At 55.0% G+C, this 14,512-nt stretch carries 9 protein-coding genes; 2 read left to right on the top strand and 7 right to left on the bottom strand.

All coding sequences use genetic code 11. From position 1 onward, the window contains the following. Window positions 1–132: 132 nt before the first annotated feature. The 5 genes from Pr1d_RS08680 to Pr1d_RS08660 form a co-directional block, all read right to left on the bottom strand. The gene (locus Pr1d_RS08680; protein WP_148073168.1) at window positions 133–1,725 is read right to left on the bottom strand and encodes a DUF1254 domain-containing protein; all 1,593 of its coding nucleotides are present in this window, start codon (window positions 1,723–1,725) and stop codon (window positions 133–135) included. A 21-nt stretch (window positions 1,726–1,746) separates the two neighbouring features. Next, window positions 1,747–3,396, bottom strand: a complete 1,650-nt coding sequence (locus Pr1d_RS08675; protein ID WP_148073167.1) for an ABC1 kinase family protein — start codon at window positions 3,394–3,396, stop codon at window positions 1,747–1,749. A 29-nt stretch (window positions 3,397–3,425) separates the two neighbouring features. Continuing rightward, the gene (locus Pr1d_RS08670; RefSeq protein ID WP_148073166.1) at window positions 3,426–3,821 is read right to left on the bottom strand and encodes a phasin family protein; all 396 of its coding nucleotides are present in this window, start codon (window positions 3,819–3,821) and stop codon (window positions 3,426–3,428) included. Window positions 3,822–3,883: 62 nt separating this feature from the next. Next, entirely contained in the window at window positions 3,884–5,398 is a 1,515-nt protein-coding gene (locus tag Pr1d_RS08665) for a DUF1254 domain-containing protein (protein WP_238476660.1), read from the bottom strand. A gap of 20 nt (window positions 5,399–5,418) precedes the next feature. Next, entirely contained in the window at window positions 5,419–6,126 is a 708-nt protein-coding gene (locus tag Pr1d_RS08660; protein ID WP_148073165.1) for a TetR/AcrR family transcriptional regulator, read from the bottom strand. Between the two features lie 869 nt (window positions 6,127–6,995). On the opposite strand from Pr1d_RS08660, the gene Pr1d_RS08655 reads away from it, so the two are divergent. Both Pr1d_RS08655 and Pr1d_RS08650 read left to right on the top strand, forming a co-directional pair. Then, entirely contained in the window at window positions 6,996–8,090 is a 1,095-nt protein-coding gene (locus tag Pr1d_RS08655; RefSeq protein WP_148073164.1) for a cellulase family glycosylhydrolase, read from the top strand. Between the two features lie 441 nt (window positions 8,091–8,531). Next, the gene (locus Pr1d_RS08650; protein WP_148073163.1) at window positions 8,532–11,156 is read left to right on the top strand and encodes an alpha/beta fold hydrolase; all 2,625 of its coding nucleotides are present in this window, start codon (window positions 8,532–8,534) and stop codon (window positions 11,154–11,156) included. Between the two features lie 183 nt (window positions 11,157–11,339). Here the strand turns inward: Pr1d_RS08650 and Pr1d_RS08645 are convergent, their stop codons facing one another. Beyond that, on the bottom strand, window positions 11,340–12,191 hold the full coding sequence (locus Pr1d_RS08645) for a sigma-70 family RNA polymerase sigma factor (RefSeq protein WP_148073162.1): 852 nt from the start codon (window positions 12,189–12,191) through the stop codon (window positions 11,340–11,342). A gap of 377 nt (window positions 12,192–12,568) precedes the next feature. Further along, a complete protein-coding gene (locus tag Pr1d_RS08640) occupies window positions 12,569–14,452 on the bottom strand; it encodes a 30S ribosomal protein S1 (RefSeq protein WP_148073161.1) in 1,884 nt (627 codons plus the stop codon). Between the last annotated feature and the right edge of the window lie 60 nt (window positions 14,453–14,512).

The following is a 14,512-nucleotide window of genomic DNA, read 5'->3' as shown; positions in this document are numbered from 1 at the left end:
CGTATTTCTCTCTTGAAGTTACGTTTCAGTTCACGAATCCCAGTCCGGTGATCCCAGCCGACTCGCGGTGTTTTGATTGGTGCAGGCGGCGGCAGAAATCCTGCCGCCGTGTTTTGCTTTCATGGTTGTCAATTACTTCACGAGTTCGATCTCGCCCGGTCGCCAGGTTTGGTCGATCCAGGGTTGTTCGGGGCCGTAGATGCGCAGGGCGATGAACCAGCTCTTTCCAGGGATGGTCTGGAGCCAGTTGCCTTCCTGGCCTGCGGGCGCTTTCGGCGAGAAGTAGATGTCCATCGATCCGTCCGCGTTGGTCTTGATTCCCTTGTCCTGACTTCCCTTCGTCGGGAACTGCTGGTCCGTTTGAAGCTGCGAGCGGGTTTGGGTGTCATACATGGTGATCGCCCAGAAATCCTTGGCTGGCGGGTTCGGCGGAATCCGGAGCCGGTATGTCTTGGAGCCATCCAGAACCTTGCCCTCGGAATCGAGCATTCCCATCGAGTAGTCCGATCCTTTGCCGGCCACGGTCATCGCCATCGCAGGCGAGACACAGATGTAGCCGAAGTGGAACAGCACGCGTGGGTCAAGGCGATAGGCTCCGTTGCGTGTGAAGGTGGTGTCCTTGTCCGCATAGGCAGTCACCCAGGCATCACTGTCCTTGTAGGTCAGGTTGCCGGGATCACGCGGGAAGTAGCTGATGGCGCGGGCGGCGCCGTTACCAATCGCGGCGGCGTCGGTCAGGATCTTCTTCATGCGTGCATCCGGAGCGAAAGGCTTGCCCTTTTCGATACCGATCGCCGCCATCATTCCCCTGGCTTCCGGGCCGAGATACGACTCGGGTTCGGTCTGCATCAGTCCATGCAGTTTTTCAAACGCGCTGTAATCATTCGGAAGGATCACGTGCATGTCCTTGCCGGATACGTTGATAAACTCGGTGGCCGGGGGGGCATCCGCAGTTGACAGCGGGTAGACTTTCAGCGTGCTGCGGATGTTTTTCGACGCGGCCGGGACGGCTTGTGCGATCGGCATGCTCTTATCGAGATAGCCGCGCATGAACACCCAGACTCCACTGGTTTTCGACGGGACAACGAAGTAGCCCTCGGGGACATCACCTTTGTAGCCGGGAGGAAGCACGAGGTACTTGCCGCCCTTGCCCTTGTCAGGACCCGCGACGCCGAGGTCGACCATGTATTGGAAAGCCATGTCGTCGAGGATGCCGAGCATTCCCTGCGGCAAGTCGACAACGGTCGGGCCGTCTTTGAGCAGGTTAAGGAATCCAACCGCGTACATGGTCGAAGTATTCCCGGTCAGCAGGATGGACTTGGAGTCCATCAGATTGTCCCAGATACAGATCTTATGGCAGGCGTCTGCGCCCATCGCCGCTTGCCCTTCGCGCAGGGCGTTGACAGAAAGGGCGGGGATCGAATTGAGATAGACGTTCACGGCTCGCGAAGTGTCGAGGTAGTCGTAGACGTTTTTCACGGTCTCCGGCGACGGAACCCCGTCGAAGTAATCGAGAGCCCCGATGGAGGTCTCCACGGAATCCGGAGCCGTGTAGGCATCAGGGATCTCGGTGGTCATTTTTAGTTTCGGCGACTGCGCTTGGGCGTGCGTGGTCAGGGCAAATGCGATTGCGATGGGCGCAATGGCGACTCGCGAAATTGGAAGTCTCGATAACATCGTTTTTTCTCTCATAGAGTCGTGGTTGAAGAAAAAGTGTTTCGTCATTTCGTTTCTTTGATTTAGAAGTTACCTGATGTCTCTTCTGATTCGCCAAAGCAGACGAGTGCCGAATCCGGCCGCCACCAGGAAGCCCAGGCCTCCGGCAACAGATTCCCCGAACAGAAGTGGCGGAACTTTGTGACTTAGCAGCACAGCTGACGCGATCAGCACCGAAGCGATCAGCAACCCGCCGACGATGCGGTTGGCGACCAGTTCGAGGTTGTTAACCTCGTGTGTCATCTGCAGCTTGCCGGATTGCGCACGATCGAGAATGTCGGCGATGTTTCGGGGACCATTTCGCACCAGACGATCCACGTCACGCATCGACTGTTGCAGTCGGCGAGCTAAGCGTTTGGGGTCCAGGCGAGACCGAATCAACTGGTCTTTGAACGGTGCGATGACGTCATTGAGGCTGAAGGTCGGACTGAGCAGACGGGCGGTCCCTTCCAGCATTACCAATGTCTTTAGCAGCAGCGACGCGGCCGATGGCATCACAACATGGTGCCGTCGAACAATGTCCATCAACTGATCCATTGCTCCACCGATATCAAAGTCTTCCAGCGACTGTGATCCGTATTGCACCAAAAGATCACTGACATCGGCTCGAAACGCCACTCGATCCACGTCGGCCGGCGCGGAACCGGCACGCAACAAAGTATCGGAAAGCCCTTCGGCGTCTCGCTGCATCAGCATCAACAGCAGGTCTTCAAACAACTCACGCGTGGAATCATCAAGCCGACCGACCATGCCACAGTCGAGCAGTCCGACCACGCCACCGTCGAGCACAAAGAAGTTTCCCGGATGCGGATCCGCATGATAGAAACCGTCACGAAAAATCATGTTCATGAAGATCGTGGCAGCATCTTTGGCCAGAAGGTTCAAATCCACGCCCGCCTCGGCCAGTCGTTCCGGCTTTGATCCCGGAATCCCGTCAAGCAACTCCATCGTCAGCACGCGTTTACTGGAGCGATCCTTGTACGCTGTGGGGATGTGAACCGTTTCGTCGCCCTCGAAGTTGCGAGTGAAGGTCTCCATGTTGGTGCGTTCGCAAGTGAAATCCAGTTCACGCAGCAGCGTGCGACGAAACTCGCGAGTCGTCGCCTCCGGCTGGAAATTCCTCGACTCCGGCACGTACTCTTCCAACAGCTTCGCCAGCTTTCCGAGCAAATCCAGGTCGATGCGAACGGTTTCTTGGATGCCCGCGTGCTGGACTTTCAGGACGACTTGCTGTCCGTCAGCCAATCTCGCACGATGCACTTGACCGACCGATGCCGAAGAAAACGCCTCGGCTTCAAACTCAGTGAACAGTTCCTCCGGTGCCTGCCCTAATTCTTCGATGATCGTTTGCCGAACAACGTCCGCCGTGTCAGCGGGCGTATCGGCTTGCAGCTTTCGCAGTTCCGTCGCGATATCAGGTCCGACCAGGTCGGCTCGTGTGCTGAGGACTTGCCCCAGTTTGATATAGGTCGTTCCCAGCTCCGTCAGAGCCAACCGCAGTCGTTCGCCGACGGGCAAGTCCGCGATCGCCTGCGTTTCCTTGCTCGACAACAGATCACGAACCGACTGCAGCGGAATCTTGGCGAACCAATCTGCCAATCCATAGCGACCCAGCACCTGGACGATTTCCGCCAGGCGCTTGCCTTCTTCGCGATGTTGATTGAGGTTCAGTAAGTCCATGTTGATTCACCATCCCAAGAATGTGAGATTTAGCCGTTAACCTTCTTTTCGAGTAACTCCAGCCGATGCGTGAGCGATTCAACATCCTCCGTGCGAGCGACGCCGATTCGCTGAAGAGCTTCATCAACACGTTGATCGACAAAAGTCTGAAAGGTATCGCTAGCCGAGTCTGCTGCCTTGCGAGCCTCGGCTTTGAGCAACCCCATCTGGATCATCGCGCTGTCGATTTGATGATCCACCAATTCGGTCAAGTTTTTGCGTGCTTCGTCGCTTCGTCGATCGACCTCTTCTTGAAACTCGCTGGCCTGTTGCTCGGTCAAGTCAGCTTGTTCCTTGATCTCGGCCACAAGTTCCGAAACCTTGTCCTTGGTCAGGCTCGCCAATCCGATGCTGGTGAACACACTTTGTTTCAAGACATCAAACATTTTTCATTCCTCAAAAGTGATGTAGGCCAAAACCGGTCCTGGCCTACGTTTGACTTATACAATCAATCAACCAGTTCGATCTCGCTCGGTCTCCAACCTTTGTCGTACCAGACTTGCGTCGGACCATAGATGCGCCACAGCATGTTCCAACCTTTAGATGGATCGGTTTGAATCCAGTTGACGTTTCCGTCGGGCTTCTTCGGGCCGATGTAGACGTCATAAGAACCGTCCGCGTTCTGTACGGTCGCCTTGTCGATGCTGGTGACGCCCGGGTAGGGATTGTCGGTTTGCAACAGCGAGCGGGTCTGGTTGTCGTAAACAGTGATGTCCCAGAAACGCTCGGCTGGAACGTTGGCAGGAATGTGGATCTTGTAGGTCTTGCTGCCATCGAGGGCATTCCCTTCGGCGTCGCGCAGTCCCATCACATACTGGGATCCCGCTCCGACAGGTGGTTTGACCATCGCGGGCGTGATGCCGGTAGCGTAGAAGTGGAAGCGGACACGCGAATTGATCAGACTGACGCCGTCGTTGAGAAACTCGTAGCTGCCACCAGCGAAGCCTAGCTCCCAGCTTTTGCTGCCCGGCCAGATCGCGGTGTCCTCCGTGTCGCGGTTGCGGAAGAGGATGGTGCGCTGCGCGGCGGTGCCGACTGCGGCGGCCTCAGCGAGGATCTTCTTCATGCGGGCGTCCGGTTTGAAAGGCTTGCCCTTCTGGATGCCGATGGAGGCCAGCAACCCGAGGATCTCGGAACTCTCGGCCGAGTTCGGCTCTTCCTGGACCGTGATGTTGACCTCGTCGAAGAAGGTCTCATCCTGGGCGTGCAGGGTGTTGAAGTCCTTCATCGCTGTGTTGACCCAGTTGACTTCCTTCGGTTCACTACCCAGCGGATAGAGACGGAAATGCTCCTTCATGTTCTTGACCACGGGAACCGGATCGAAGTCCGTCATGAAACCGCGCATTGCCAGCCAGTGGCCGTAGGTTTTCGACTTCTTGACGATGTAGCCTTCGGTGGGCAATTCGCCTTTGTAGTTGGGCGGCACCAACAAGAACTTCCCGCCCTTGCCCTTGTCATCGCCAGCGTTGCCGAAATCGCAGACGTAATGGAACCAAGCATCGTCGATGATGCCCAACACGTTGGGCGGGGTCTCCATGACCATGGGGCCATCCTTGAGGTCGATCCACATGAATGTGTAGACCACGGTGGTATTGCCCGTCAGAAGCAAGCCTTTGGAATCCAGACGCCCGCCCCAATAGATCATGGTCTCGTTGTCCGGGCCCCACTTCTGGATGCCTTTGCGAAATCCCTGCAGCGAGGCCGCGGGCGTGGTCATGATCATGGCCTCGACGGCGCGGGAGAAGTCCATGTGGTTCCACACCTTCTCCGCAGTCGCTTCGGTGGGGAATCCATCAACGAACTCCAAAGCCCCGAGGCGTGTTTCCGTCCGATCGGGGGTGACGACATTCGTCGGAATCTCGGTGGAGTATTTCATCTTGGGTGCCTGTGCAATTCCGGTCGAAGTGATGGTTAATCCAACGAATAGACTCAGCGTTGACGCGACTGACGTTTTTCGTTTCATGTCCGCACCTTTCGATGTGCTTAGGAGGTTTTCGATCTTGATGTCTTCGCGCGCTTGATTCGACGTTTTGATACACTGCCGCTCAATGCCCGGTCGCCGTAGAGCGTAGAGACCCAGATTTGAAGAATTGCTTCCCGAACTGAATCTCGGTTTCCCCGCGGACGTCGTCCAAAGTGGTGAATTAGCAAATAGGCATCCATGCGGTTGAGCGCAATGGCTACCGGACGTGCGTCAAAAGGCTTGATCAACCCCGCTTTCTGATGTTGTTCGATTCGATGAGTCACCGCGTCGTCGAAGTCCTTCAGGAAATTGGACCACGCCTTTTCCAAACGTTCATCCATTGGGGCAGCGTCAGAAACAGCCCTCAAAATCGGGCCCTGTTGATAGCAGACACGCACTAGGCCTTCCATGGTTTCTTCGAGAAGAAGAATGGGACTACCCTCTCCTTGCAACCAGGGTGCGGCGATGCCAAAAATGTCTTCTTCGATTGTGCGGAGTAGCGCCTCCATCAAGCCGTGCAGGTCCTCAAAGTACTGATAAAACGCCGACCGGCTCGTACCGGCAAGCGACGTCAATTCAGCAACTGTCAAGTCGCGGAAGGGATGCGTCCAAAGAAATTTCAACGCAGCATCGAGCATCGCTTGCCGAGTTCGTTCAGACTTACGCAGCGCAGGACGATTCCGAGGATCGTTGCGACGACGAATCTGAGACTGTTTTTTTTCTGACATAACGTCATATTATGATGGCGCGATGCCATAATTGCAACCGTCGCTCGAATCGTTAGTACGACTGGTAGTCGGTCGAATGCCGCTGAGGGAGAAGCCATCGGATCGCGATGGTTAAAGCAAACCACTCTGCCAGACGACTCTTGCTTTCGCAAAATAAGCGGAGTGAAGTACAATCGCCCCGCAATATGGCGTTGAATCATTAATATTTTAGCCGGTATTCCGGCCCGGCCGCGCCTTCAAAATGCCCCCCCCCCAATGATCTGGCCACACTGCCCAGCTGATCGCCACCGCGACGAGGTTGGCCGTTTGCTTCCTGCGAGCGTTTGCATCAACCTCGGCTTTCGAGCGAGTGACCGAAATGCGCGAGGTGAAACTCACCCGTGCAACTTAGCGTGTTCCGTTCGACGCACGGGATGCCCCCAACTCGTGCAGCACCGGGTTAGATACCAACGGCACGCCCGTCGTCGAATGGATGGCGCGAATCTGGTCGGTATGGCCGTGCGGCTGCGTGCGGTGTCAAGAAGATACACCAGCCGAAACTGTAGCTCGCCAACTAGCGGGGGGCTAAACGACCTCCGCAGGAAACTGCAGTTAGCCAGGGCCAGCGGTAAAGACACTGCCCGCAATTGGCGGGATCTCGAAGTCACCGCGGGTGCATCACCCGCCACCAGTTGGCTCGGTAATTTTGCTGCCCTCTTCGTACGATTTTGGATCAATTTTTGGTGAACTGTGCAGTTGTTCCCGAATCTGCAAAGGTGTCGACATCGATTCTCGACTGCAAATCAGCTATGCTAGGACAAGGCATCCAACTTCGTTCACGATTACAATCGTGACCTACATTCGATGAATAACACTGCAAGGGCTCGGCCATGATTCTCCGCACAACCCTATCTTTGATTTATTCACCACTTCTGGTTGTTCTCCTGTTCCTCACCGGTGCAACGTGGGCGGCAGACATGCAGGCAGTCAGAGTCGCTCCCAACGAGAAGGGATTCATCCTTTTTCCGTCTGGCGATCGCTACACGCCCTGGGGCCACAACTACGCCTCGGTCGACATCCTGCAACGATTGGCCAAGGACCATGACCGTGTCGAACGAGAGTTCGCCGAGATGAAGGCCGCTGGCACTACGGTTGCTCGAATTCACCCCGAGATGCCTCAAATCATGATTGCTCCGGGCAAGGTCAATCCACAGGCGCTGGATCAACTCAAAAAGCTCCTCCAGATCGCTGAGAAATCGGGCATCCACCTCAAGATCACCGGCTTGGCCTGTTACAAGATCGAGGATCGTCTGGCATGGTATGATTCGCTGGATGAGCAGGATCGCTGGAATACGCAGGCCTTTTTCTGGGAAACCATTGCCCGCACGTGTGCCGAGAGCCCCGCCGTTTTCGCCTATGACCTGGTAAACGAACCTGCTGCCGTCGGCAAGAGCACCGATGGGTGGTATATGGGCAGGATGGGCGACGTCGAATTCTGCCAGCGGCTCAGTCTAGATCCAGGCAGCCGCACCGCTGACGAAGTCTTCCGCGAGTGGACAAAACGCATGGTCGCCGCCATCCGCAAGCACGATCAAACGCACTTGATCACTATGGGAATGCTGCCGTTTCCTGGCGCATATACGGCAGCCGCCGAACAGCTCGATTTTGTTTCGCCGCATCTCTATCCCAAGTCCGGCAAGATTGACAACGAGATTAAGCTCCTTCAGAAGTTCGACTGGGGTAAGCCAATCGTGATCGGCGAAACCTTTCCCTTGAGTTGCAGCGCAGACGAAGTGCGAAATTTCCTTCTCAAGAGCCGCGAGTTCTCACACGGCTGGATCGGACACTGGCCGGATGAGTCCCCTGCGGAACTAGCTGAATTGAAAAAGACTGGTAAGGCCACGATCCAAAATGCGATCTGGCTCTCCTGGGTGGACCTCTTTCAGGAGATCGGCCCGCAAATGATCGTCGAAACATCGAAATAGCTACTATCACCTGAATCGCCTCGGCGCACAGAAAATGCCCTCTGCTGCCACATAGCGCTCCAGAGGTATGAACACTGCCTGCAATTCGTGGCAAACTCAACTCGTTGAAGTTGCATTGCCCGAGAGGCCCACGGATATTCGCTTACTTGCAGCGATCTGTTGCCGGGTGAGACACCGATGCGAGATAGCGTCAGGCGCAACTTGCTTCTGTTTATTCAGCCGATTGCACGAAGCAAGTTCTTGACATGCGGGAGGTCGATTTCACCGACGGTGCGATAAGAACCCTGAGAGGATGTCATTATTCCAATATAAATGGAGACTTGTCCTGGCGAGTCTTCTCTTCAACTAGGTGACAACTCGCCCCACTTTCAGCTATGATGCTCTCGCCGGAGAAGCTTGGCACACATCAATATCTCCCTAAATTCTTTGAGCTAAGAGAACATGAACTCTTATCGCATCACCTCTCGCCATGCTAGTGCGGATTTGCGACATGGCCGTTTGACTTCTCACATTAGGGCGGGCTACTCCAGCGTACGACGATTACGATTTGAATCACTCGAAAACCGATTCATGCTTACTGCCGATCTTATCGCGAACGGCATTAGCGTGTCAGATACGACCGTCAATCCAGGTCAAAGTGTCACCGTCAATTGGACTGCCAGTAATATAGGTAATTCGGCCACAGGCTTCTTTCCCCTCGGTACCAGTCAACAAGGCGTGATGTGGTCCACGGATACGATTATTTCGACCAACGATACGCTCTTGGAAAAGGAGTTCCTTGGTTGGCTTGACGATGGCGATACGACCGCTGAAGCGCACACTATCAACATTCCAGGAAATGCAACCCCTGGTAGTTCCTATTGGATTGGGGTGATTGCAGACTACGATGGTGACATCAGCGAATCCAATGAAGGCAACAATAGTGGCGGAGTACCTTTCAAAGTAACTGTTAACCAAGCAGACCTGGATGTGCTGTCGGTCACTTTGGATGAAACGTCTGACGTCTGGTATCTCGGTGAAGGGATTGACGCCGAGGTGACGGTCAAGAACATTGGCAATGCTACGGCGAATAACGCCGAAGTTGACTACTTCCTGGGCACGCAGGGGGATCCTGATTCATACTTCATCGGCAACGGCCTGTTGGGAGGCCTCATCGGATTCAACGACATGTCGCCCGGTGAAACCGCCAACGATTGGATTGGCAGCCCCTTGCCTGGCGGAGGCTGGACGATACCCGCTGACGTCACGCCCGGTTTGGGCTATGCCATCTGGGCTCGGGCGTCCACTACTTCCATCGACGGTGATAGTACTAATGATTGGGCAAGCTCGGCCGAGTTTTCGATTCTGTCTCCCGTCAGTTGGCGTGAAAGCTCGGTTGCGGATGCTGCCTTAGTGGACACGATCCGTGCAGGGCTGACCGTCTTTGCCCGCGTCGAAGGTACCCCAGGCGAGCAGTTCGAAATCGAAGTTTGGGAAGAGGATGGCCTGGGCGACGACAAGATCGACGCCTTTACGATAACCGTCGGTGCTGAAGGTTTTGGCATCGAGCAGTGGACCGCAGCTTGGCAGGGCAATGACGGCGATGATCCCCAGAATCAGTATTATTTGTATTACGACGGCCCTGGCTTATTCAACCCGCAGTCGGCACCGCTGAGCGTCTTCGTCGGAGCTGAGCCCAATGTGGTTTCTTATACAAATCGATTGACGTATGACTGGGGGAGTAGTGGGCCAAATGAGGGGGTCATTGACGTCAGGCTCGCGCGTCTCGTTACTGGCCTCTCCTTTCCGTTACCTAAGATCGATCCGTTGATGCGCACTTGGGTGGTCATTCATGGTCGCAATGGATCTTTCGATGGCGACACCGATCGTGTGAAGATACTTGCGGACCAACTGTTCGATGCTAGAGACGAGGATCAAATACTCACCCTCGACTGGAGCCAAGGAGCGAACAGCTTGAATGATGCCGACTTCAGTCAGGAAGCATGGATTGTCTCTGTCGCGAACTGGGCTTCGCAGGTTTTGACCGCCTACGGATTCCCAGTCGAGAATATCAACCTCATTGGACACAGTTTCGGTGGAGTCATTGCCGGGGAACTTGCCGCAGCCTTGCCAAGCGGAGTAAACACGCTTCTAGCGATCGACCCGGCAGAAGATCCACCCATCGCTGCTAGCGGTTCGACGTATTCGACTGACAACGTGGTGTTCGGTGCCGACAATAGTAGTTACTCTTGGGCGTTTTACAGTGCGGACGGAGGTCCAATCAGCGGGTTGGCCGGCAACGAAGAAACACCCACGACGGCGGATGAGGCATTCGTGGTCGAACAGAGCGAACACACGAGAGTTGTGAGTCTGGTTTCGGCAATGATTGCAGCGCCTTATGGCACCGTAAGCCGCTATTTTTCCCTGGATCGCCTGCTTGCTTACGCCGACGGCCCTTGGCAGCGAAATCGATATTTAGCCAACGGGAATTTGGACTTCGACGACGGCCTTTACGAAGCCGTTATTCTCTCCATGGACCAAGGGACTAATCCCGTCATCAGTGTCCCCGTACTCATCGATTTTATTTACAATTCAGGATTCCCAGTCCCAGCCCCCGGAGATTATGACCAAGACAACGACGTTGATGGCGGAGATTTTTTGCGGTGGCAACGCAGTTTCGGTTTGGTCGGGACGCAGCTTCCTGCAGACGGTAACCTCACCGGCAAGATCGACCGAGGGGACTTGCAAATGTGGGCTGCCAATTATGGTCCCGCTTCGCCGCCGCAAATAAATTCGGCGATTCAAGTCACTGACCCGTTAGATTCCAGCCCAGAGGCGACGTCACTAGCCAGTTTCTGGCTCTCCTTGGAGCTATTCAGCATCGACAATGAACACTCGTTCGCGTCGCCACTTGAAGATATGCATCTCGACGAGTGGTTGCTAAATCCCGTCGGCCAACTTTCGGAAAAAAGTGAGCACGCGACGCTCAAACACGCAGTCTCAGCCGTTGTTGCGACTCCAGAACATGACGACCAAGTTGTCGAGCCGTGGCTGACAGACGAGTTGCTTGAGCAAGTATTTGGCTAAGCCATCAGTAACAACCATCACTTGCTATTCGCAGTCGAGAGACCCTTATTCCGCAGAAATAGCTTGGTCGGTTGAAGACTTCTCAGCAGCAAACTTGGGATTTCTACTTCCCCTTTCGTGCCTGTTTTCGGGAAAGCTTTCAACGCAAATCGGTTGCGATCAACCGGCAAGGTGGAGAATGCTCTAAAACCGATCGCGGGGGTCTTCCAAGCTTTCCGCCATGCGGTTGAGGGCTTCGGTTTCGATCTGGCGGACCCGTTCGCGTGTAAGGCCAAGTTGCTCGCCGATTTCTTTGAGGGTCTTGGGCTCGTAGTGGTCCAGGCCGAACCGCATCTTCAGGACAGTTGCCTCGCGGTCGTCCATCGTGGTAAGCATTTCCATGACGTGCCGCAGGCTATCGTTCTCGACGAGTGCATCGTCGGGGCTCATTTGGTTCTCGTCCATCACCATGTCGCCCAACGTCCAGCCCGCTTCGGTTTGGTCGGTTTGCGGGGTGGCGTTGTAGATCTTAATCGCTTTCTTGATGATCGGAAGTTTCTTCTTCGGTAGTCCCAGGACGCGGGCCACTTCCTCGGGGGTGGGACTACGATCCAATTCTTCTGTCAATCGAGCGGTCGCCCGCCGCCATTTAGATAAGAGTTCGACCATATAAGCGGGGATACGAATCGTCTTGCCCGTATTGATCAAGGCCCGCTTGATCGATTGCTTGATCCAATAGCTGGCATACGTGCTGAAACGCGTCCCCATGGCAGGATCAAAACCTTCTACAGCACGCAGCAAACCTAGATTTCCCTCTTCAATCAGGTCCTGCAAGCTCAACCCTTTGCCGGAGTAGCCGCGGGCGATGTTCACAACCAAACGTAGGTTGGCTCGCACCATGCGATCTCTCGAAGGAGAATCTCCCTGTCCGATCTTGACCGCCAGTTCCTTTTCTTCGGCAGCGGTCAGTAGGGCGGTCTCGTTGATCTCGCGGAGATAGGTCTCCAGCGGTGTTTGGACAGCGGACGATCGGCGGGATTTGGTCGTAGTGGCCATCAGTTTGAACCGTATGTTGTTGGGGGAGAGGCGTCTACCGCCATACCTCGATGAGCACGCGAGCGTTTGCTCCCGATTGCTCAATCCCGTCCTGTTGGATAGGTGCTGGCGCCACTTTCAACCGGTTCAGGTCTGCCTTCGCAGTCAATTCTAACTGCGACCTGCTGCCCGCCTGGTCTACGTCCTGTTGCATTAAGAGTATCGACGAGAGAGTAAAAAACCTGCACTACGGCAGGAAGATGTTGAAGTGGGAGGGTTGTACGCGAAGTAGCGACCGTACCAAATGGTGGGGCACCGCGCATGAAAGAAGGGCACGGCAGAAACAAATCCGCCGTGCCCTTGCTAGGTAAGAACGTCCAAGCCAGTTTATCGCAGGGTTAACCCTCCTGCTCGGCGGCTTTGACGGTGTTCTCCTCGTCGACTTCCTCGGCTGATTCAGCGGTTTCAGTCGTCTCAGTCTCATCTGCTGATTCCGAGTCTGTGACGTCATCAGATTCAGAAGCGGCTGGCTTGAAGAGCGGTCCCGAGTCGGAGCCGATGCCCCCCTTCAATTCCAAAGGAGTATCTGCCCTGGCAGCTTCTGCTTCGGCAGCCTCGGCAGCGGCTTCGTCTTCCTCAGCCCATTCCACTCGCTTGCGGGAGAGGCCGATCTTGCGCTCCTCAGAATCGACACGCAGGACCTTGACTTCGATGTCGTCGCCCACGTTCACTACTTCCTGAGGATTTTCGACCTTATGGTCGGCAAGCTCGGAGATATGCAGCAGACCTTCCAGGCCATCTTCCAGGCCGACAAAGACTCCAAAATTGGTAATCTTGGTTACCTTGCCGTTGACGAGTTGGCCCTGCTGATAGCGATTGGGGATGTCCGTTGCCCAGGGATCTTCATCCATCTGCTTGAGGCCCAAGGCAATGCGGCGACGCTCCTGGTCGACCGAGAGCACCTTGCACTCGACTTCTTGCCCCTTCTCCACGACTTCGCTCGGATGGCTGATTTTGCGAGTCCAAGACATGTCGCTGACATGCAGCAAGCCGTCGATCCCTTCTTCGATTTCGATGAACGCACCGTAATTGGTAAGGTTGCGTACCTTGCCTTTGACCAAGGCGTCGGTTGGATAGCGGTCGGCAACACGCTCCCAGGGATTGTCCTGGGTTTGCTTCATACCGAGCGAAATTTCCTGCTTCTGCTCATCAATGCGAAGCACCACCACATCGATCACGTCGTCGATGTTGACCAATTCGTTGGGATGGCTGATCCGCTTGGTCCACGACATTTCGCTGATATGAACCAGTCCTTCGATGCCGTCTTCGAGCTTCACAAAGGCACCGTAGCTCATCACGTTGACCACAGTCCCCTTGATAACGGAATTGACAGGGTACTTGCCGGCCACATTCTCCCACGGACTGGCGCTCTTCTGCTTGAGACCAAGAGCAATCTTTTCTTTCTCGTAATCGATATGCAGAATCTGCACTTCCAGCTCGTCATCGATTTTGACCATCTCCGAAGGATGGTTGATGCGGCCCCAGCTCATGTCCGTGATATGCAGCAGACCATCAATGCCGCCGAGATCCACAAACGCACCAAAGTCGGCGATGTTCTTGACCGTTCCCTTGCGGAGTTGGCCAACTTCCAACTCTCTCAAGAGTTCCGACTTCTTCTCTTCGCGCTGGGCTTCGATCAAGCTGCGCCGGCTGACTACGATATTGCGGCGGGCATCGTCGATCTTGAGTACCATACACTCGATCGTCTTGCCGATGTATTCGCCAATATCGTGTGGACGGCGAATGTCGACCTGGCTGGCAGGAAGAAAGACATTGACGCCAATATCGACCAGCAAACCACCTTTGATCTTACGCACTGCTTCGCCGGAGATAATGTCTCCTTCGTGAACGGTCTCCATGACCTTCATCCACTTTTCGATCTTCTCAGCCTTGCGTTTGCTGAGCACGATCATGCCACGCTCTTCAAGCGGGCTTTGGCTGTCTTCGACATCTTCGACGAGAACTCGAACAGTTTGTCCAATTTCGGGTTGAGGTTCCTCCTCATCCCATTCGTCACGGGCGATGGTGCCCTCACTCTTATAGCCGACGTCGACGAGGACGAACTCGTCGTCGATTCGGATGATTTTGCCTTCTACAATCTGATTCACATCGACGTCGGTCGCATCCAACCAGCCGATATCATCTTCGGCGAGTTCGCCGACGGCTACGTCCCAGTCTTCATCAGAAATGTCATATTCGCGGATAAGGTTACGGTTGACCATGAAATAAAAAAACCAATCGGGGACGTCGCGCCCAGCGACAGACGTTGCCGTTGCGACCGA

The organism is Bythopirellula goksoeyrii (genome assembly GCF_008065115.1).
Lineage (GTDB): Bacteria > Planctomycetota > Planctomycetia > Pirellulales > Lacipirellulaceae > Bythopirellula > Bythopirellula goksoeyrii.
Note: the sequence above shows the minus strand (reverse complement) of the source record. Positions and strands in the feature narration are given on the sequence as shown.